Origin of the sequence: Pseudomonas sp. M5 (assembly GCF_016907075.1) — a bacterium.
Taxonomy (GTDB): Bacteria; Pseudomonadota; Gammaproteobacteria; order Pseudomonadales; family Pseudomonadaceae; genus Aquipseudomonas; species Aquipseudomonas putida_E.
The window spans coordinates 2,281,347-2,299,699 of sequence record NZ_JAFBBH010000001.1; the positions used below are offsets into that span (position 1 = coordinate 2,281,347).

Genomic DNA, 18,353 nt, shown 5'->3' on the forward strand with positions numbered 1-18,353 from the left:
GAGTTTTACCCATGGAAACACCCAACAAATCCCCCTTCTTCGACCTTGCCAGCGAACAGGGCCTGCTACGCACTTCGATCGCCGTCACCCTGTTCATCGCCACCATCGGCATTGCCTTCGGCCTGGCGTCCGGCTCGTTCTCGATCATTTTCGACGGTGTCTACTCGCTGGCCGACGCCGGCATGAGCGGCCTGTCGCTGGTGGTGGTCAAGCTGATCACTACGCACGCCACCAGCCGGCACGTGTCACGCAAGCTGCGCGAGCGCTTCACCATGGGCTTCTGGCACCTGGAGCCGATGGTGCTGGCGCTCAATGGCATCCTGCTCAGCGGTGTGGCGCTCTACGCCCTGATCAACGCCGTCAGCAGCCTGCTCGAAGGCGGACGCCACCTGGAGTTCGGCATCGCCATGGTTTATGCGGCGCTGACCGTGATCGCCTGCGCGACCATCGCTGCAGTCGAAGCGCGGGCCAACCGCGAGCTGAACTCGGATTTCGTGCGCATGGACGTCAAGGGTTGGGTGATGTCGGCCAGCATCACCGCAGCGTTGCTCATCGCCTTCTGCTTTGGCTTTGCCGTGCAGGGCACGCAGTGGGAGTGGGTATCGCCGTACATCGACCCGGCGGTGCTGGCGCTGGTGTGCCTGGTCATCATCCCCTTGCCGCTGTCGGTGGTGCGCCAGGCCATGGCGGATATCTTTTTGGTGACACCTGGCGACCTGATGCTGCACGTGGATGAGGTGGCCGGTGCGTTCGTGGCACGCCACGGACTGGAATCCTATCGGGCTTACGTGGCCAAGGTCGGCCGCTCTCGGGAAATCGAGCTGTATTTCATCGTGCCCAAGCACCTTCCAGCCAAAAGCATTGAAGAGTGGGATGCGCTGCGCTGTGAAGTCGGTGATGCGATTGGCGGTGAGGGACCGGATCGCTGGTTGACGGTAGTGTTTACCGCAGACCCTGAGTGGGCTGAATAAGGAGGGGCAAGAACGACAAAGCCCGCCACCGTTTCCGGTAGCGGGCTTTGACTTACAGCGTATGGTGGGTCGTGTAGGATTCGAACCTACGACCAATTGGTTAAAAGCCAACTGCTCTACCAACTGAGCTAACGACCCGTTGGATGGCGCGTATAATACTGATTTCTAACGGGAAATCAACACCCCATCAAAACTTTTTTCAAAAATAACGGGTTGGGTCGTCTACCCCGGCGGCCTTGAAGCCGTCGGCGCGCAGGCGGCAGCTGTCGCACTTGCCACAGGCGCGGCCCTCATCGTCGGCCTGGTAGCAGGAGACCGTCAGGCTGTAGTCCACGCCACGGGCCATACCGGCCTGTACGATCTGCGCCTTGCTCATGTTCTGCAGTGGCGCCTGGATCCGGAAGCCCTGCCCCTCGACACCGGCCTTGGTCGCGAGGTTGGCCATGCGTTCGAACGCTTCGACGAACTCAGGGCGGCAATCGGGGTAGCCCGAGTAGTCCACGGCATTGACGCCGATGAAGATGTCGCGCGCCTGCAGCACTTCTGCCCAGCCCAGAGCCAACGACAGGAATACGGTATTGCGTGCCGGCACATAGGTCACCGGAATACCCTCGCCCGGGGTTTCCGGCACATCGATGCTGCTGTCGGTCAGTGCCGAACCACCGATGCCATCAAGGTTCAAGCCAATGACCTTGTGCTCCACGACGCCCAGGTCACGAGCGACCCGCGCAGCAGCGTTCAATTCAGCACGATGGCGCTGGCCATAGTCGAAGCTCATGGTGTAGCAACTGTAGCCTTCGGCCTTGGCCATGGCGACGACAGTGGCCGAGTCGAGGCCGCCGGACAGCAGGATTACTGCGCGTTTCTCAGTCATGTACTTTTGCTCCTAATCAACGTCCGGGCTCGTCGTTCCACAGCAGCTTGTGCAGCTGCAGCTGGAAACGCACAGGCAAGTTGTCGGCAACGATCCAGTCGGCCAGGTCACTGGCCTTCACCTGGTGATGGCTTGGCGAAAACAGCACTTCACCGGCGCGCTCGGCAAGGTTGTACTGAATCAGCTTGGAAACCGCCCAGTCATAGTCCTCGCGTGAACAGATGACGAACTTGACCTGATCATTGCCGGTCAAGTGCTCAATGTTCTCGTAGAGGTTGCGGTGGGACTCTTCAGAGCCCGGGGTCTTGAGGTCGACCACGCGGCTGACGCGAATATCGGTAGCCGAGATATCCAGGGCACCACTGGTTTCGAGCGAAACCTCATAGCCGGCATCGCACAGGCGCTGCAACAGTGGCAAGGCATTCGGCTGGGCCAGTGGCTCGCCGCCAGTCACGCACACATAGCGTGGCTTGAAGCCGGCCACCTGTTCCATGATCGAATCCAGGCTACGCACAGTACCGCCACTGAAGGCGTAGGCACTGTCGCAGTATTGGCAGCGCAGGGGGCAACCGGTCAGGCGCACGAATACCGTGGGCAGCCCAGCCGTGCGTGTTTCACCCTGCAAAGAGTAAAAGACTTCGGTGATACGTAATGTGTCTTGCATGATCGCCACGGGCGTGACAGCTAAACAGGCTGTCCGCCTCCGTCAGGCACTGTCGCGGACTCGACATGGCGTTATCCGCAGCAGCGTGTTTAAGAAAAAGGGCAATGATTCTAACGAAAAAACCCGCGCCTGGCGCGGGTTTCTTTTGAACGGTGCTACTTAGAGCTTCTGCAGGTCACGCTGCGCCAGCTGAGCGGCGGATGTGCCGGGGTACTGGGTGATGACTTGCTGCAGGATGCCCTTGACCTTGTCGGTATGGCCCATGCGGCGCTCGACGTCGGCCAGCTTGTACAGGGAGTCCGGTACCTTGCTGTGCTTGGGGTACTTCTGGCTGACCTGGGCAAAAGCCTGGCTGGCACTTTGCAGGTCACCCTTGGCCAGGTTCACCTCACCCAGCCAGTACTGGGCGTTGCCTGCGTACTGGCTGTTCGGGTACTTGCGCAGGAAGGCGCCGAACGCCTGGCTGGCCTTGTCGAAGTCCTTCTGCTTGATCAGGTCGAAAGCCGCATCGTAATAGAGCTTCTCTTTCGCAGGATCAGCCGGCTCGCTGTTGGCGGCCGGTTGCTGTGCAGCAGCGCCAGCGGCGCCTGCTGCTGCACCGGCGGCGGCATCGGGTGCACCACCGGTGGAGGAATTATCGGGGGTCGCGGCAGGCGCGCCACCACTGTTGATGCGGCGATCCAGATCCTGGTAACGCTCCAGGCTTTCCTGCTTCATGCGGGCGACATCGTTTTGCAGCTCTTCGATGATGCCTTGCTGGCGGGATATCTGGTCCTGCATCTGTTGCAGCTGCATGAACAGCTGGCCCTGTGCTGAGGCAGGGGTCGAAGCCCCTGCCCCGGCATAGGCGCCGCTCGTGCCATAACCCGAAGGTGGGTAAGCACCTGCGTTGTCATCTACTACAGGAACCGCAGCCCACGCCGAAAGCGGAAGGCTGAGTGCGAGGACGGTTACAGCACGACGGCACATACGCATAAGAACTTACTTACGCAGTTCTACGCGGCGGTTCTGAGCCCAGGACTGCTCGTCGTTGCCGGTGGCAACTGGACGCTCTTCGCCGTAGGAGACCAGTTCCAGCTGAGCAGGGGAAACACCCTGCAGAACCAGGTAGCGCTGAACGGCTTTGGCACGACGCTCGCCCAGAGCCATGTTGTACTCGCGAGTACCGCGCTCGTCGGTGTTGCCTTCCAGAACAACACGGCTACCGTTGGACTTCAGGTCCTTGGCGTGAACGTCCAGAGCGCGCATGGCTTCTGGCTTCAGGTCCGAGCTGTCGTATTCGAAGTAGAAGGTGGTGATTGCGCGCAGGGCGGCTTCTTCGCTCAGGGAACCGTCAACAGCGCCAGTGTTGGCACCGTAGCCAGCGTTAGGGTCAACAGCGCCTTCGCCAGCGTTGTCACCGCCCTTCGAGGAGCAACCTACAGCTACAGCCATGGCCAGAGCCAGCGCAGCAAATTTACCAAACTTCAGCATTTCCATCGTGAAACTCCTAATGAAACCCCAGTGTGTTAAGCAAAACGTATTACGCCGCAATCAGTTCAGGTAAGGGGACCAGGACGGTTCTCTGACTTCGCCTTGAGCGGTAGGAAGTGGGAGCCTCACGCGGCCATTAAGCGACACGAGCATCAAGACTCCCCGGCCCTGCTGGCGGGTGGCGTAGATTAGCATGGTGCCGTTTGGCGCAACAGTGGGAGACTCATCAAGACTTGTTTCCGAGAGAATCTTTACACTTCCTCTTTGCAAGTCCTGTGCCGCCACTTTGAAGTTGGTGAAACCCTGCTGACGATGGATCATTACCAGCGTCTTTTCGTCCGCCGAAAGTTTCGGGTTGGCGTTGTAGTTACCTACGAACGTCACACGCTCGGCGCTACCACCACTGACCGACTGTTTGTAGATCTGCGGCTTGCCGCCACGGTCGGAGGTGAAGTACAGGGTGTTGCCATCCTTGCCCCAGAACGGCTCGGTATTGATACCCGGGCCGGCAGTGACACGGCTGATCTGGCGCGAAGCCACATTCATCACGTAGATGTCCGGGTTACCGTCCTTGGACAGCACGAACGCCAGGCGCGAACCATCCGGCGACCAGGCCGGAGCACCATTGAGGCCTTCGAAGTTGGTGACCTGTTCGCGGCGGCCGGTGTCGATGTGCTGGATGAAAATGCGCGGCCGCTTCTGCTCGAACGAGACATAGGCGATACGCTTGCCATCCGGCGCGAAACGCGGCGACAGGATAGGCTCACGCGACTGCAGCAAGGTCACTGCACGCGCACCATCGTAGTCCGAACGCTGCAGGGTGTAGCGGGTATTGTTGGTCGAGAAGCGCTCGGCGGTCACGTACAGCATGCGGGTGGAAAACGCACCCTTGATGCCGGTGAGCTTCTCGAACGACTGGTCGGCGATGTAGTGCGACATGTCGCGCAACTGGTCGACGCTGCCGGCAACGCTGCCGGTCAGCACTTGCTGCTCGGTGGCGACGTTGAACAGTGCGTACTGCACCTGCAGGCGAGCGCCCGACGGCACGATGCTGCCGACCATCACGTACTGGGCGCCCAGGGCTTTCCAGTCACGGAAGATCACTTCGCTGGCCTGGGTAGGCTGGCTGATCATGTTCTGCCGTGGGATGGGCGCGTAGTAGCCAGAGTTGCGCAGGTCATTGCCGATGATATCGGCCATGTCTTCCGGCAGCACACTGCCACCCTGCAGACCGAACGGCACTACCGCGATGGGCGTTGCCCGATCGCTGCCGCTGGTGACCAGGATGTTCTTTTCCTCTGCCATGGCCATGCCTGCCACGCAGCACAGCATGACCAGCAGTCCTCGAAGGAGTTTAATCACAACGCTAGATCCTCAGGTGTAAATGTCATCTTGAACGAACGGTACGGATTGAACTCGTTCGGCTTCAAGCCCTGCATTTCGGTCAGACGACCGATGTTCTTCACTGCTGCCACCGCAGAACTGTCGAACGGACCGTCGCCACTGGAGCGCGACACGCTGACACTGGTGATGGTGCCATCGGGCAACATGTTGATCTGCAGGACTACCGTCATGCCCTTGCGCGCAGAAGGTGGACGCGCCCAGCCTTCGGCCGCGCGCATGCGGATCAGGTCGTCGAAGTCGCCGGCCACTTGGTCACCCTGCTCGTCGGCCAGCGCCTGCTGCCGCTCGGTGGTATCGGACAACAGCTCGGCCAGGGCCTGGGCTTTCTTGTCTTCTGCCGCCTTGCGGGCCGCCTCCTGTGCCTTTTTCTTCTGGGCATCTGCAGCGGCCTTTTTCTTGGCCTCTTCAGCTGCCTTCTTCTTCGCGTCCTCGGCCGCCGCTTTCTTCTTGGCGTCCTCGGCCGCTTTCTTCTTGGCCTCCTCGGCTGCCTTCTTCTTGGCATCCTCGGCGGCTTGTTTCTTGGCCTCTTCGGCCGCCTGCTTCTTGGCCTCTTCCTCAGCCTTTTTCTTGGCGATGTCGGCCTGCTGCTTTTCAGCGGCTTTCTTCGCCTCGTCGGCCTTCTTGGCTTCAGCGGCTTTCTTGGCCTCGGCGGCCTTGGCAGCGTCTTCTGCCTTCTTCGCCTCGGCGGCTTCGCGAGCCTCCTCGGCCTTTTGAGCGGCATCGGCTTTCTTTTGTTCCGCAGCCTTTACGGCCTCCTGCTCGACCTTCTTCTGTTCCAGCTGCTCGACTTCGGTCTGACGCGACGCGGTTTTTTTCGCTTCCCCGGCAATCTTCTGATTGGTCTGGGTGGTCGCCTGACTCTTGGACTTGAGCTGATACAGCGTAGCCTGAACGATCGGCTTGGAAGGCGGCAATTCTGGCGTCATGGCAAAACTGACGAACAGCAATGCGAACACAAGCACATGCAGGCCGATGGCCCAGACACTGGGCCAGAAGTAGCTTTCCGAGGCGGATGGCTCTCGCTGTTGCATCAGGGCGCCTCGGTAATCAGGCCAACGTTACCGACACCGGCCTTCTGCAACCCGCCCATGGCACCCATGACCGCGCCGTAGTCGACAGCCTTGTCGCCACGAATGAAGACCTGGGTCTGCTTGCCCTGGTCGCGACCGGCGGCAATGATCTTGGTCACTGCACCGGTCATTTCGGGCAAGGTCATGGCCTTGTCCATCTGCTTGTCGGTGTCGACTTCGCTGCCCAGGTTCCAGTAATAGGTCTTGTCGGCCTTGATGGAGATGGTGAGGATCTGGACATTGTTGTCCTGCGGCAAGGCTTCGCTGGAAACCTTGGGCAGGTCGACCTTCACGCCCTGATTGAGCATGGGAGCGGTCACCATGAAGATGACCAGCAGCACCAGCATCACGTCGATGTAGGGCACCACGTTCATCTCGGCGACCGGCTTGCGTTTGTGGCGAACTCGGGCCATGGGTTTGTACCTGATTACTCTTCGCTGGTGTGCACTTTGCGGTGCAGGATCGCCTGGAACTCGTCGGCGAAGGTGTAGTAACGACCGATCAGCACTTCGCTGCGCGCGGCGAAACGGTTGTAGGCGATAACCGCCGGGATTGCCGCGAACAGGCCGATGGCGGTGGCGATCAGCGCTTCGGCGATACCCGGGGCCACGGTGGCCAGGGTCGCCTGCTGGGCGCTGGCCAGGCCGCGGAAGGAGTTCATGATGCCCCACACGGTACCGAACAGGCCGATGTACGGGCTGGTCGAACCGACGGTGGCGAGGAACGGCAGGCTCTGCTCGAGTTTTTCTTCCTCACGCGAGATGGCTACGCGCATGGCCCGGCCAACGCCTTCCATGACCGCGTCGGGGTCCACACCCGGCTGCTGGCGCAGACGCGAGAACTCCTTGAAACCGGCCCGGAAGACCTGCTCCACGCCCGAATCCGGGTCCGGGTTGCTGCCTGCCTGACGGTACAGCTTGGACAGGTCGATACCCGACCAGAAGCGTTCCTCGAAGGCATCCAGCGCACGACGACCGGCGCGCAGCATGGTGCTGCGCTGGAAGATCATGATCCATGAGGTGACCGAGGCGGCCACCAGGGTCAGCATTACCAGCTGTACCACCACGCTGGCATTGCTGACCAGACTCCACATGGAGGTATGGTCGACGACGTTAGCTTCCACGCTTATTCTCCTGCATTCGATTGAGTACCCGAGCCGTCCGCCACAAAGGCGTCGCGCAGCTTGGGGGGTATGGCTCGGGGTTTGAAAGTGTCGGCGCGTACGGCGGCCACCAGGAACTGCCCTTCGCAGAGCAGCGTTTCATCCTTTTCCCGCCAGACCTGCTGCACGAAACGCAGGCTGGCGCGATTGAGTTCAAGTACTTGCGCGGTCACCCGAAGTTCATCGTCCAGGCGCGCCGGCGCGTGATAGCGCGCTTCGCTCGAGTGGACCACGAACAACAGGTTCTCCCCGGCCAGTTGCTGCTGGGAAAACCCCAGGTGCCGCAGGCGCTCGGTCCGCGCGCGCTCCATGAATTTCAGGTAGTTGACGTAATACACCACGCCACCGGCATCGGTATCTTCGTAATAGACGCGACAACGGTGTGCGAAAGGTTCCAGGCCATTTTGCGCGCGCATACTCTAGTGCTTACTCCTCAGCTTGCCAATCCGCTGCGGCAACTGTTTTTTCTTCATTAATGTCGTATTGCCAGCGCACCTGAGGCATGCCAGCGGTAGGACCACGAAAAGCGGGTTTCGATCTGTCATTCATCGCCTGCTTCGGAAAAATCTGCCCCCTCACCCAGGCGCCCGGGAACATTCAGGCCAAAGTGCAGGTAGGCGTGCCGAGTGACCACACGACCACGGGGCGTACGCATGATATAGCCCTGCTGAATCAGGTAGGGTTCGAGCACATCCTCGATGGTATGACGCTCCTCGCTGATCGCTGCCGCCAGGTTATCCACCCCCACCGGGCCACCATCGAACTTCTCGATCATGGTCAGCAGCAGGCGGCGGTCGGAATGGTCGAAACCACGCTCATCGACGTCCAGCAGGTTGAGCGCCAAATCAGCCACTGCCTTGGTGATCTGCCCTTTGCCGCGCACCTCGGCGTAGTCACGCACGCGGCGCAGCAAGCGGTTGGCGATACGCGGCGTGCCGCGGGCACGGCGGGCGATTTCGTAAGCCCCCTGGTCCTCGATGACCAGCCCCAGAATGTTGGCCGACCGGCTGACGATGGTCGCCAGGTCCTTGTCGCTGTAGAACTCAAGGCGCTGGACGATACCGAAGCGGTCGCGCAGCGGGTTGGTGAGCATACCGGCGCGGGTTGTGGCCCCCACCAGGGTGAAGGGCGGCAGGTCGAGCTTGATCGAGCGGGCAGCCGGGCCTTCGCCAATCATGATGTCGAGCTGGAAGTCCTCCATGGCCGGGTACAGCACCTCCTCGACAACCGGAGACAACCGGTGAATCTCGTCGATGAACAGCACGTCATGCGGTTCGAGGTTGGTCAGCATGGCTGCCAGGTCGCCCGGGCGCTCGAGAATCGGCCCCGAGGTACTCTTGACCGATACGCCCATTTCCTGGGCGATGATATTGGCCAGGGTGGTTTTGCCCAACCCTGGCGGGCCGAAGATCAGGGTGTGGTCGAGCGATTCATTACGCCCCCGCGCAGCCTGGATGAACAGCGCCATCTGCTCGCGCACCACCGGCTGGCCGATGTATTCGTCCAGGCGCAGCGGGCGGATGGCACGGTCCTGGACTTCTTCGCGGTCGCGGCCACTGGCGGCAATCAGGCGGTCGGCTTCGATCACTTGGTAATCATCCCTTTGAGGCTGCGACGGATCAGCTCCTCACTGCCAAGGCCCGCCTTGTCCTTGATCGCGGATACTGCCTTGCTGGCTTCCTGCGGCTTGTAGCCCAGGGAAACCAGGGCACTGACGGCATCGGCCTCGGCTGTGGAGGCGCTGCTGACCGGTACCGGACCATCCGATACAAGCGTGAACATGGCGGGCGAGGTTTCCCAGGCCTTGAAGCGGTCCTTGAGCTCGACCAGCAGGCGCTCGGCAGTCTTCTTGCCGACGCCAGGCACACGCACCAGCGCCGATGTGTCCTGCGCCTGTACGCAACGCACCAATTCGTCGGCCTCAAGGCTCGACATCAAGGCCAGCGCCAGCTTCGGGCCCACGCCATTGAGGCGGATAAGCTCGCGGAACAGCTCGCGCTCGCGCTTCTCATGGAAGCCATACAGCAGGTGGGCATCTTCGCGAACCACCAGATGGGTATGCACGATTACCGTTTCGCCAACTTTCGGCAGGCGGTACAGGGTGGTCATGGGCACTTCAAGCTCATAGCCCACGCCGTTGACGTCGATAATCAGGTGCGGCGGTTGCTTTTCCGCCAGGGTGCCGCGCAAACGTCCAATCACGTTTCGATCCTTCCTCTCGGGGAGCCGATCAAAGACCGCTCAACCCTATCAGCAAATACGTCGGGTGAACGTGCCACCCGGACAAAATGTGTATCAGCTCATGAAGCAGCTACAGACGCAAGCGCCCACCGCGCCGCCGCGCCGTGGCCAGGCCGTGCGGCACCAGGCTGGAACGGGTATGGGCATGGCACAAGGCAATCGCCAGGGCATCAGAGGCATCGATCTGTGGCTTCTGGGTCAGCTTGAGCAGGTGCATGACCATCAGCATCACCTGCTCCTTGTTAGCCCCACCGGTGCCGGCCACGGCCTGCTTGACCTGAGTCGCACTGTATTCGGCGATTTCCAGGCCGGCCTCGGCGGCGGCGACGATGGCCGCGCCGCGAGCCTGGCCGAGCTTGAGCGCCGAATCGGGGTTGCGCGCCATGAACACGCGCTCGATGCCCATGGTCACAGGGCCATGCTGGGCAATGATTTCACTGACACCGCGAAAAACGATCTGCAAGCGCTCGTGCAGCTCGCCGCTGCCGGTACGGATACAACCCGACGCCACGTACTCGCAACCACGGGCAGTCTGGCGCACAACGCCATAACCGGTGATGCGCGAGCCGGGGTCGATACCAAGAATCAGAGTCATAACGCCTGTCGTGTAGGGGGGATGCTTGAAAGCCTGAGCTCAATTCAAGGCTATTGGGGCCGCTGCGCAACCCATCGCCGGCAAGCCGGCTCCCGCAGGCACAGCGCAACTCTCGGCGGGTGCGCTTACCTGTGGGAGCCGGCTTGCCGGCGATGGGCCGCGCAGCGGCCCCAATTACAACCTTGCTGGCGACACCTTAGCCGAGTTTTTCCATGATCTCGTCGGAAATCTGCGCATTGGAATAGACGTTCTGCACGTCATCCAGGTCTTCGAGCATGTCGATCAGCTTGAGCACTTTCTCCGCCCCCTCCTGATCCAGCTCGGCACTGGTGGTCGGCTGCATGACGATTTCCGCATCCGCAGCCTTGAAGCCGGCCTCCTCCAGGGCATTACGCACGGCATAGAAGCTGTTGAACGAGGTGAACACCTCGAACGAACCGTCTTCGTTGGCCACGACATCGTCGGCGTCGGCTTCCATGGCGGCTTCCATCAGGGCATCTTCGTCCACACCCGGGGCGAAGCTGATCTGCCCCTTGCGCTCGAACAGGTAGGCCACCGAGCCATCGGTACCGAGGTTGCCGCCACACTTGGTGAAGGCATGCCGCACGGCGGCTGCGGTACGGTTGCGGTTGTCGGTCATGGCCTCGACCATGATCGCCACGCCGCCCGGGCCGTAGCCCTCGTAACTCAGCTCTTCAACGTTATCGCTTTCGTTGGTGCCGGCACCTCGGGCCACGGCGCGATCGATGATATCGCGGCTCATGTTGGCACCCAGGGCCTTGTCCAGCGCCAGGCGCAAGCGCGGATTGGAGGCCGGATCGCCACCACCTTGCTTGGCAGCGACGGTCAGCTCACGGATCCACTTGGTGAAGATCTTGCCTCTCTTGGCATCCTGGCGCTCTTTGCGGTGCTTGATGTTCGCCCACTTGGAATGACCAGCCATAACGACTCCAAACTCTTGAAACACAAACAATTGCGCCCCGAGAGGGGCGCAACGACAAATACCTGCGCCGAAACGCAAAGGCGCATCCATCTGGATGCGCCCGGGGCCCGCTTACTCGACCTTGGTCTGTTCGCGCAGGCGGATATGCAGCTCGCGCAAGGCCTTGGCATCGACCAAGCCCGGAGCCTGAGTCATGACGCACGCGGCGCTCTGGGTTTTCGGGAAGGCAATCACTTCACGGATCGACTGGGCGCCGGTCATCAGCATGACCAGGCGGTCCAGGCCAAAGGCCAGGCCACCGTGAGGCGGTGCGCCGAACTTCAGGGCGTCGAGCAGGAAGCCGAACTTCTCTTCCTGTTCTGCCGCTTCGATACCCAGCAGGCGGAACACCGCCTGTTGCATCTCTTTGCGGTGGATACGGATCGAACCGCCACCCAGCTCGGTGCCGTTCAGCACCATGTCGTAGGCACGCGACAGCGCGGTGGCCGGGTTGGCCTCGAGCTCTTCGGGGGTGCACTTGGGCGCGGTGAACGGGTGGTGCAGGGCAGTGAAGCTGCCGTCTTCGTTCTCTTCGAACATCGGGAAGTCGACGACCCACATCGGCGCCCACTCGCAGGTCAGCAGCTCGAAGTCGTGGCCCAGACGGATACGCAGCGCGCCCAGGGCCTCGCTGACGACTTTGAACTTGTCAGCGCCGAAGAACACGATGTCGCCGTCTACCGCACCTACGCGATCGAGAATCACGTTGAGGTTGGCTTCAGGGATGTTCTTGACGATCGGCGACTGCAGGCCTTCAACGCCCTTGGCGCGCTCGTTGACCTTGATGTACGCCAGGCCGCGGGCGCCATAGATGCCGACGAACTTGGTGTACTCGTCGATCTTGCTGCGCGGCATGCTGGCGCCACCTGGCAGGCGCAGCGCGGTAACGCGGCACTTCGGATCGTTGGCCGGGCCTGCGAAGACCTTGAAGTCGACATCTTTGAGCTGGTCGGCAACGTCTACCAGTTCCAGCGGGTTACGCAGGTCTGGCTTGTCGGAACCGTAGCGGCGCATGGCTTCTTCGAAGGTCATGTGCGGGAATTCGCCGAATTCCAGGTCCAGGACTTCCTTGAACAGCTTGCGGATCATGCTTTCGGTCAGGCCCATGATCTCGGACTCATCGAGGAAACTGGTCTCGATGTCGATCTGGGTGAACTCCGGCTGACGGTCAGCACGCAGGTCTTCGTCACGGAAGCATTTGGCGATCTGGTAGTAGCGGTCGAAGCCGGCGACCATCAGCAGCTGCTTGAACAGCTGAGGCGACTGCGGCAGCGCGAAGAAGCTACCGGCGTGGGTACGGCTGGGCACCAGGTAGTCGCGCGCGCCTTCTGGCGTTGCGCGGGTGAGGATCGGCGTTTCGACGTCGAGGAAGCCGTTCTCGTCCAGGAAGCGACGGATGCTGCTGGTGATGCGCGAACGCAGGCGCAGCTTGTCGGCCATTTCCGGGCGACGCAGGTCGATGAAGCGGTAGCGCAGGCGGGTTTCCTCGCCGACGTCAGAGTACTCGTTCAGCGGGAACGGCGGGGTTTCCGCTTCGTTGAGCACGTTCAGCTGGTAACCGAGAATTTCGATGGCACCGGAAGCCATGTTGGCGTTCACCGCACCGTCAGGGCGCTTGCGCACCTTGCCGGTGATCTGCACCACGTACTCGCTGCGCACGCGGTCGGCCGCTGCGAAGGTTTCGGCGCGATCGGGATCGAAGACGACCTGGGCCATGCCCTCGCGGTCACGGATGTCGAGGAAGATCACCCCGCCGTGGTCGCGGCGACGATGGACCCAGCCGCAAAGGGTGACTTCCTGGCCGTCCAGGCTCTCGTTCAGTTGGCCGCAATAATGGCTGCGCATCATGATGGTGGTTTCGCTTCTCGTGATTCGTGTATTCGATGGAGGCCTTGGCCGCCCCAGGGGGCTAATACTGCAAGACCCGGCTACTGCAATTCAACTCAGTCGGCCTTGTCGCCGCCTGCCAGATTCTTTTTTGCCCCGGTCTTGAAGTCGGTTTCATACCAGCCACTACCGCTCAGACGAAAGCCGGGGACCGACAACAGTTTCTTCAATGCCGGCGCCTGGCAGGCCGGGCAGTCGGTCAGCGGCGCTGCGCTGATCTTCTGCAGCGCTTCCATCCGGTGATCGCAGGATGCACATTGATAGTCATAAAGGGGCATGGGTGTCTCTCGTCAACCATTACGCTGGCTGCCCAAGGCAGCAAAAAGCGGGATTATATATGGTTAACAGGCACTGCGCAGCCCGCCTGGCGATCAGCGCACACTGGGCGGGTCCTGCAACCACGCAACACAGATCACCCGGACCAGGCCGCTGAAGTTGCGCACTCCACCTTGGCGCAGGTGCACCTCACGATCCACGTAGGAAAGCACTGCACTGACGGAGCACTCATTGGCCTCGGCGATGCGCTCGAGGATGCGCCAATAGACCGCCTCCAGGCGCAAACAGGTGGAAAAACCGTTGAGCCGGACCGAGCGCGATACCGGCTGAATTTGCATCATGTCGAAATCCGCCTTGAACGGATCAATGCACTGCTTGCCCAGGCAGCGCCCTTTGCCTACTACACGCTTGCTCGCTTGCATCATGCGCCCACATCCTCGCCACAGGTATTTTTCCCTGCACCGCAAGACACGCACGGGCGCAGGAACCAGAGGCTCAATGAAGCGCGTACGGCTGGACGCAAAGCAGCGGCAAAGCCTTCCCGCACAAACGGAAAAGCCCGGTGAGCGTCACTCGACCGGGCTTGGCAGGCCACTATTTATACAAGCGACCGATCATTTACCGTCAAGCAGCACTCGCAGCATCCAGGCAGTCTTCTCGTGTACCTGCATACGCTGGGTCAGCAGGTCTGCAGTCGGCTCGTCACTGACCTTGTCCACTACCGGAAAAATACTGCGAGCGGTACGCACGACCGCCTCCTGCCCCTGGACAAGCTGATGGATCATCTCGTCCGCTGCGGGCACCCCTTCCTCTTCCTTGATGGACGAATGCCGCGCATAAAAAGCATAGGAACCCGGCGCGGGGAAGCCCAGGGCGCGAATCCGCTCGGCGATGGAATCGACCGCCAGCGCCAGTTCGTTGTATTGCTCTTCGAACATCAGGTGCAGGGTACGGAACGAAGGACCGGTGACGTTCCAGTGAAAGTTGTGGGTTTTCAGATACAACACATAGGTATCCGACAACAGGCGGGACAGCCCTTCGACGATGGACTTGCGATCTTCTTCACTGATACCGATATCGATTGCCATGAAGTTCCCCTTTTTCATATGGCTTGATGATGATCAAGCGGGCCCCACACACTGTATCAATACTTGGCGCCACGCGCCCATGACGCAGGGCAACTCATCGCCGACAGCCACCTGCGGTTTGAGAAGGCCCCGCGTTTGCTGTTAAATAGGCACCGTGCCACCCGTGCGTGCTGTCATTGCCGGGTGCATAGGCTGGCCCAACATGTGTTCGCGCCCTACACCTCATGCGCACCGTGTCGCCAGCTCTTCCTGTGATCGGCCTTATCAATTGCGAGCCAACCCATGTTCAAGAACGTCCATCTGTTGACGGGCGCTGCAGCTTTGCTGCTATCGCTCATACCCAGCCTGAAATACGATGCAACACCCTTCCTGCAGCAACCGGAGGCGGTCTACCTGGCCCTGCTCGGCCTGCTCAACCTGCTGCTGGCACCTGTCGTGCCGCTGTACTACCGCGGCGCCCGCCAGCAATTGCAGCACCTGGCCTGCGCCTTGCTGGTGGTGGCCGTGGTCCTGCAAACCCTGACCTTGCTGGCCCGCCCCGAAATGGGCAACCTGGCGGCATTGGTCTGCGCAGGCCTCGCCGTCATTCTGCACCTGGCCGCAGGCTTGGCCCGCAGCCCCAGAAAAAACCGACCAAGCCAGGGCGCGCCGCTGGAGACCGGCATGCGCGATACCGGCACTGTGAAGTGGTTCAACACCTCTAAAGGCTTTGGATTCATTTCCCGCGATTCGGGTGACGATATCTTCGTCCACTTTCGCGCCATTCGCGGCGAAGGCCATCGCATCCTGGTCGAAGGCCAGCGCGTGGAGTTTTCGGTAATGCACCGCGACAAGGGCCTGCAGGCCGAAGATGTGGTCGCGGTAACCCGCCGCTGACCCTTTGCAGCCCTGGGGCAAGCCCAGGGCTGGCACCAATCAGTAATGAGGTGGCGGCGCTTCCTCACCCTCACTGCCATACTGGCCGACCATTTCCTCGTAACGCTTGATCAACTCGGCCATCTGCAACTGCAGACGCTGAATCACCCGCCCCTGCTCGACCACCACGTCGTTCAACTCTTGAATGGTATCGTCCTGAAACGCCTGACGGGTTTCCAGTTCGACAATGCGCGATTCCGGCGACATGTCAGGCCTCCTCATATGCATCATTGAGCAGGGCGCGCAGGCGCTGGCGAATGGCATCGACCTGCCCCGGCCCGTATTCGACAGGGGGCACCTTGCCCCAGACCGGCGCCGGCCAGGCGGCATCCCCATGGCGACGGACAATCACGTGCATGTGCAGCTGGCCGACCACATTCCCCAGCGTGGCAACGTTCATCTTATCCGCCGCGAACTCGCCCTTGAGCGCTTCGGCCAGGCAGGTTGTTTCTTTCCACAGCTGCGCCTGATCGTCCTGGCTCAGGTCGAACAGTTCGCTCACGCCGGCACGCTTGGGCACCAGGATGAACCAAGGGTAATTGGCATCCTTGCTAAGCAGCAGACGGCACAGCGGAAAATCCCCAAGAATCAAAGAGTCCTGCTGCAAACGCGAATCCATCTCAAACACTGAAAACCTCCACCAACGAAAGGGCCCCGGCGTGCGGGTCAATGCCGCAAGGATACCCTGCTTCGTCTGCGCAAGCATGCTGCACGCCCTCTGGCTGCACCCTTATAGCTCAGGAATTGATCAGGCTGCACAGGGGCGGTAACACATCGCTACTTTTCGCACCAAAATGAGGCCGCAAACGAGTACACCACTACGCATCGACACACACAAATGACTCAACTTGAACAGTGGGCGGTAACACCTTGACTTGCAAGGCAGCTTTTTAGTTTGCAACCGGACTGCGGCCCGGCACACCGCCAGATGGGGGCCGGCCTGTATTTACGGGCACTTTCGAGCTGCGCCGGCGGAATTTGTGAAAATTTCATGAACCGTTGTTAATTTTGAGCACGCTTGTTGCATTCTCCCCACACCAAGTCGGCACGACATCTGCATAAAGCGATGGACGCAACAAATAACAACAGCCGCTTTGGATCCACCAGGGAGTTTCCCCAACCGGAATCGATAGTTACAGAATCGTTACGGTGACAGGAACAGCGCTGGCGTTGTACGAACCGATTAATCGGGGCGTGATTTGCGACATGGAACTACCTGAAAGCGACATGGCCGTAAACTTCTCGAAACGTTGTATATGCCCATATCGCCAACAACAGTCTGCGTGCTATACATTTCCGCCGACATAACAAGAAAGAGCTGCCCCATATAACTAAAAGACTTGGGCGCAGCGGTACTCTTCCTAAAAACCAAAGGAGCAAATCACGATGCGCGTGATGAAGTGGAGCATGATCGCCCTGGCCGTTTCGGCAGGGACCTCGCAGCTGGCCTTTGCCTCTGCACAGGACGAATCCAAGGGTTTCATCGAAGACAGCCAGCTGAACGTCAAGACTCGCATGCTGTACTTCAGCCGTGACGCTCGCAACAATGATCGGGATCCTATTACCGGCGATCGCCAGAGCCGCACGGAAGAAACCGGCCTCGGCTTCCTCGGCACCTTTGAATCGGGCTTCACCCAAGGCGCTGTAGGCTTCGGCGTCGATGCCATCGGCATGCTCGGCCTGAAACTGGACAGCGGCAAAGGCCGTGCCGGTACCGGCCTGTTCCCGGAAGGCTCCGACGGCCGCTCGCAAGACGACTACTCCGAAGCCGGCGGCGCTGTGAAAATGCGCTTCTCCAACACTGTGCTGAAGTACGGTAACCAGTTCACCGCCCTGCCGGTATTCGCTACCGACGACAGCCGACTGCTGCCGGAAGTTGCCGAAGGCACCTTGATCACCAGCGACGAGATCGAAGGCCTGACCCTGCACGCCGGCCACTTCACCGGCATGAACGCCCAGGCCCAGACCTACCGCGACAGCCTGCGCCTGACTGAAGCCAACATCGTCGGTGGTACCTATGCCCTGACCGACAGCCTCAGCACCAGCCTGTACTACTCCAAGGTCGAAGACTACTGGCGCAAGTACTACGGCAATGTCAACTGGGCACTGCCGATTTCGGACAAGCAAGGCCTGGTGTTCGACTTCAACATCTATGACACCAAGAGCGAAGGCAGCGCCCTGTACAAAGCGTACGACGGCGACAAGCTCGACAACACCGCTTTCAGCCTGTCGGCTGCGTGGAATATCGGCGCTCATACCTTCACCATCGTGCATCAGCGCGTTCACGGTGATGGTGACTACGGTTATGGCGTCGACGGCGGCGGCACGGTCTTCCTGGGTAACTCCGTTGCACGTTCCGACTTCAACGCTGAAGACGAGAAGTCCTGGCAAGCCCGCTACGACCTGAACTTCGCTGAGTTCGGCGTACCCGGCCTGACCTTCATGACCCGTTACGTGCGCGGTACCGACGCCAATGTCGAAGGCACCACCAACGGCAAAGAATGGGAACGCGACATCGACATCAAGTACGTGATGCAGGAAGGCCCCGCCAAGGACCTCAGCTTCCGCGTCCGTCAGGCCACCTACCGCTCCTCCGACGGCGTCTACTACGGCTCCCCGTCGCTGGACGAACTGCGCCTGATCGTCGAGTACCCGCTGAGCATCCTGTAAGCCACGCTTATAGTGCCCCGCACCTGAAAAAGCCCGGCACGCTTGCCGGGCTTTTTCTTGGCTGACATTTGCCACGCCCTG

At 60.7% G+C, this 18,353-nt stretch carries 22 protein-coding genes and 1 tRNA gene; 3 read left to right on the top strand and 20 right to left on the bottom strand.

Annotated features, from left to right (window positions below; all coding sequences use genetic code 11):
* Positions 1-11: 11 nt before the first annotated feature.
* Positions 12-971, top strand: coding sequence for a cation transporter (locus tag JOE27_RS10360; protein WP_046787981.1), 960 nt, complete (start codon positions 12-14; stop codon positions 969-971).
* Positions 972-1,033: 62 nt separating this feature from the next.
* Here JOE27_RS10360 and JOE27_RS10365 read toward each other — a convergent pair.
* From JOE27_RS10365 to JOE27_RS10450, 18 genes are all read right to left on the bottom strand, one after another.
* Positions 1,034-1,109, bottom strand: a tRNA-Lys gene (locus JOE27_RS10365).
* Positions 1,110-1,170: 61 nt separating this feature from the next.
* Positions 1,171-1,845, bottom strand: coding sequence for a 7-cyano-7-deazaguanine synthase QueC (queC, locus tag JOE27_RS10370; protein ID WP_046787980.1), 675 nt, complete (start codon positions 1,843-1,845; stop codon positions 1,171-1,173).
* Positions 1,846-1,861: 16 nt separating this feature from the next.
* Positions 1,862-2,509 (bottom strand): 7-carboxy-7-deazaguanine synthase QueE, encoded by a 648-nt coding sequence (queE, locus tag JOE27_RS10375; protein ID WP_046788079.1) that lies wholly within the window; start codon positions 2,507-2,509, stop codon positions 1,862-1,864.
* A gap of 159 nt (positions 2,510-2,668) precedes the next feature.
* On the bottom strand, positions 2,669-3,484 hold the full coding sequence (gene ybgF / locus JOE27_RS10380; protein WP_046787979.1) for a tol-pal system protein YbgF: 816 nt from the start codon (positions 3,482-3,484) through the stop codon (positions 2,669-2,671).
* Positions 3,485-3,490: 6 nt separating this feature from the next.
* Entirely contained in the window at positions 3,491-3,988 is a 498-nt protein-coding gene (gene pal / locus JOE27_RS10385) for a peptidoglycan-associated lipoprotein Pal (protein ID WP_115274062.1), read from the bottom strand.
* A gap of 54 nt (positions 3,989-4,042) precedes the next feature.
* The gene (tolB, locus tag JOE27_RS10390) at positions 4,043-5,314 is read right to left on the bottom strand and encodes a Tol-Pal system beta propeller repeat protein TolB (protein WP_046787978.1); all 1,272 of its coding nucleotides are present in this window, start codon (positions 5,312-5,314) and stop codon (positions 4,043-4,045) included.
* Between the two features lie 26 nt (positions 5,315-5,340).
* Positions 5,341-6,417, bottom strand: coding sequence for a cell envelope integrity protein TolA (gene tolA / locus JOE27_RS10395; protein ID WP_012315815.1), 1,077 nt, complete (start codon positions 6,415-6,417; stop codon positions 5,341-5,343).
* Positions 6,417-6,869, bottom strand: coding sequence for a protein TolR (gene tolR, locus JOE27_RS10400; RefSeq protein ID WP_039603824.1), 453 nt, complete (start codon positions 6,867-6,869; stop codon positions 6,417-6,419). The genes tolA and tolR overlap by 1 nt, the downstream gene beginning before the upstream one ends.
* A 14-nt stretch (positions 6,870-6,883) precedes the next feature.
* The gene (gene tolQ, locus JOE27_RS10405) at positions 6,884-7,579 is read right to left on the bottom strand and encodes a protein TolQ (RefSeq protein WP_010952367.1); all 696 of its coding nucleotides are present in this window, start codon (positions 7,577-7,579) and stop codon (positions 6,884-6,886) included.
* A gap of 2 nt (positions 7,580-7,581) precedes the next feature.
* Positions 7,582-8,034 (bottom strand): tol-pal system-associated acyl-CoA thioesterase, encoded by a 453-nt coding sequence (gene ybgC, locus JOE27_RS10410; RefSeq protein WP_012315817.1) that lies wholly within the window; start codon positions 8,032-8,034, stop codon positions 7,582-7,584.
* A 125-nt stretch (positions 8,035-8,159) separates the two neighbouring features.
* Complete coding sequence (gene ruvB, locus JOE27_RS10415; RefSeq protein ID WP_012315818.1) at positions 8,160-9,206, bottom strand: Holliday junction branch migration DNA helicase RuvB; 1,047 nt, start codon at positions 9,204-9,206, stop codon at positions 8,160-8,162.
* Entirely contained in the window at positions 9,203-9,820 is a 618-nt protein-coding gene (gene ruvA / locus JOE27_RS10420; RefSeq protein ID WP_046787977.1) for a Holliday junction branch migration protein RuvA, read from the bottom strand. The genes ruvB and ruvA overlap by 4 nt, the downstream gene beginning before the upstream one ends.
* A 109-nt stretch (positions 9,821-9,929) precedes the next feature.
* Positions 9,930-10,454, bottom strand: coding sequence for a crossover junction endodeoxyribonuclease RuvC (gene ruvC / locus JOE27_RS10425; protein WP_012315820.1), 525 nt, complete (start codon positions 10,452-10,454; stop codon positions 9,930-9,932).
* A gap of 196 nt (positions 10,455-10,650) precedes the next feature.
* On the bottom strand, positions 10,651-11,397 hold the full coding sequence (locus tag JOE27_RS10430) for a YebC/PmpR family DNA-binding transcriptional regulator (RefSeq protein ID WP_012315821.1): 747 nt from the start codon (positions 11,395-11,397) through the stop codon (positions 10,651-10,653).
* 111 nt (positions 11,398-11,508) lie between these two features.
* Positions 11,509-13,284, bottom strand: coding sequence for an aspartate--tRNA ligase (gene aspS / locus JOE27_RS10435; protein WP_012315822.1), 1,776 nt, complete (start codon positions 13,282-13,284; stop codon positions 11,509-11,511).
* Positions 13,285-13,379: 95 nt separating this feature from the next.
* Positions 13,380-13,601, bottom strand: a complete 222-nt coding sequence (locus tag JOE27_RS10440) for a zinc ribbon domain-containing protein (protein WP_046787975.1) — start codon at positions 13,599-13,601, stop codon at positions 13,380-13,382.
* Between the two features lie 93 nt (positions 13,602-13,694).
* Complete coding sequence (locus tag JOE27_RS10445; protein WP_204918678.1) at positions 13,695-14,024, bottom strand: ribbon-helix-helix domain-containing protein; 330 nt, start codon at positions 14,022-14,024, stop codon at positions 13,695-13,697.
* 189 nt (positions 14,025-14,213) lie between these two features.
* On the bottom strand, positions 14,214-14,687 hold the full coding sequence (locus tag JOE27_RS10450) for a Dps family protein (protein WP_012315825.1): 474 nt from the start codon (positions 14,685-14,687) through the stop codon (positions 14,214-14,216).
* 282 nt (positions 14,688-14,969) lie between these two features.
* Between JOE27_RS10450 and JOE27_RS24945 the strand changes: the two genes are divergently transcribed.
* Entirely contained in the window at positions 14,970-15,563 is a 594-nt protein-coding gene (locus JOE27_RS24945) for a cold-shock protein (RefSeq protein ID WP_281069923.1), read from the top strand.
* Positions 15,564-15,602: 39 nt separating this feature from the next.
* Here JOE27_RS24945 and JOE27_RS10460 read toward each other — a convergent pair whose 3' ends face one another.
* Complete coding sequence (locus JOE27_RS10460) at positions 15,603-15,809, bottom strand: SlyX family protein (RefSeq protein ID WP_039602955.1); 207 nt, start codon at positions 15,807-15,809, stop codon at positions 15,603-15,605.
* Between the two features lies 1 nt (position 15,810).
* Positions 15,811-16,230, bottom strand: a complete 420-nt coding sequence (locus JOE27_RS10465; RefSeq protein ID WP_046787973.1) for an HIT domain-containing protein — start codon at positions 16,228-16,230, stop codon at positions 15,811-15,813.
* A gap of 758 nt (positions 16,231-16,988) precedes the next feature.
* Here JOE27_RS10465 and JOE27_RS10470 point away from each other — a divergent pair.
* Positions 16,989-18,272 (top strand): OprD family porin, encoded by a 1,284-nt coding sequence (locus JOE27_RS10470; protein ID WP_174142332.1) that lies wholly within the window; start codon positions 16,989-16,991, stop codon positions 18,270-18,272.
* Positions 18,273-18,353 lie beyond the last annotated feature (81 nt).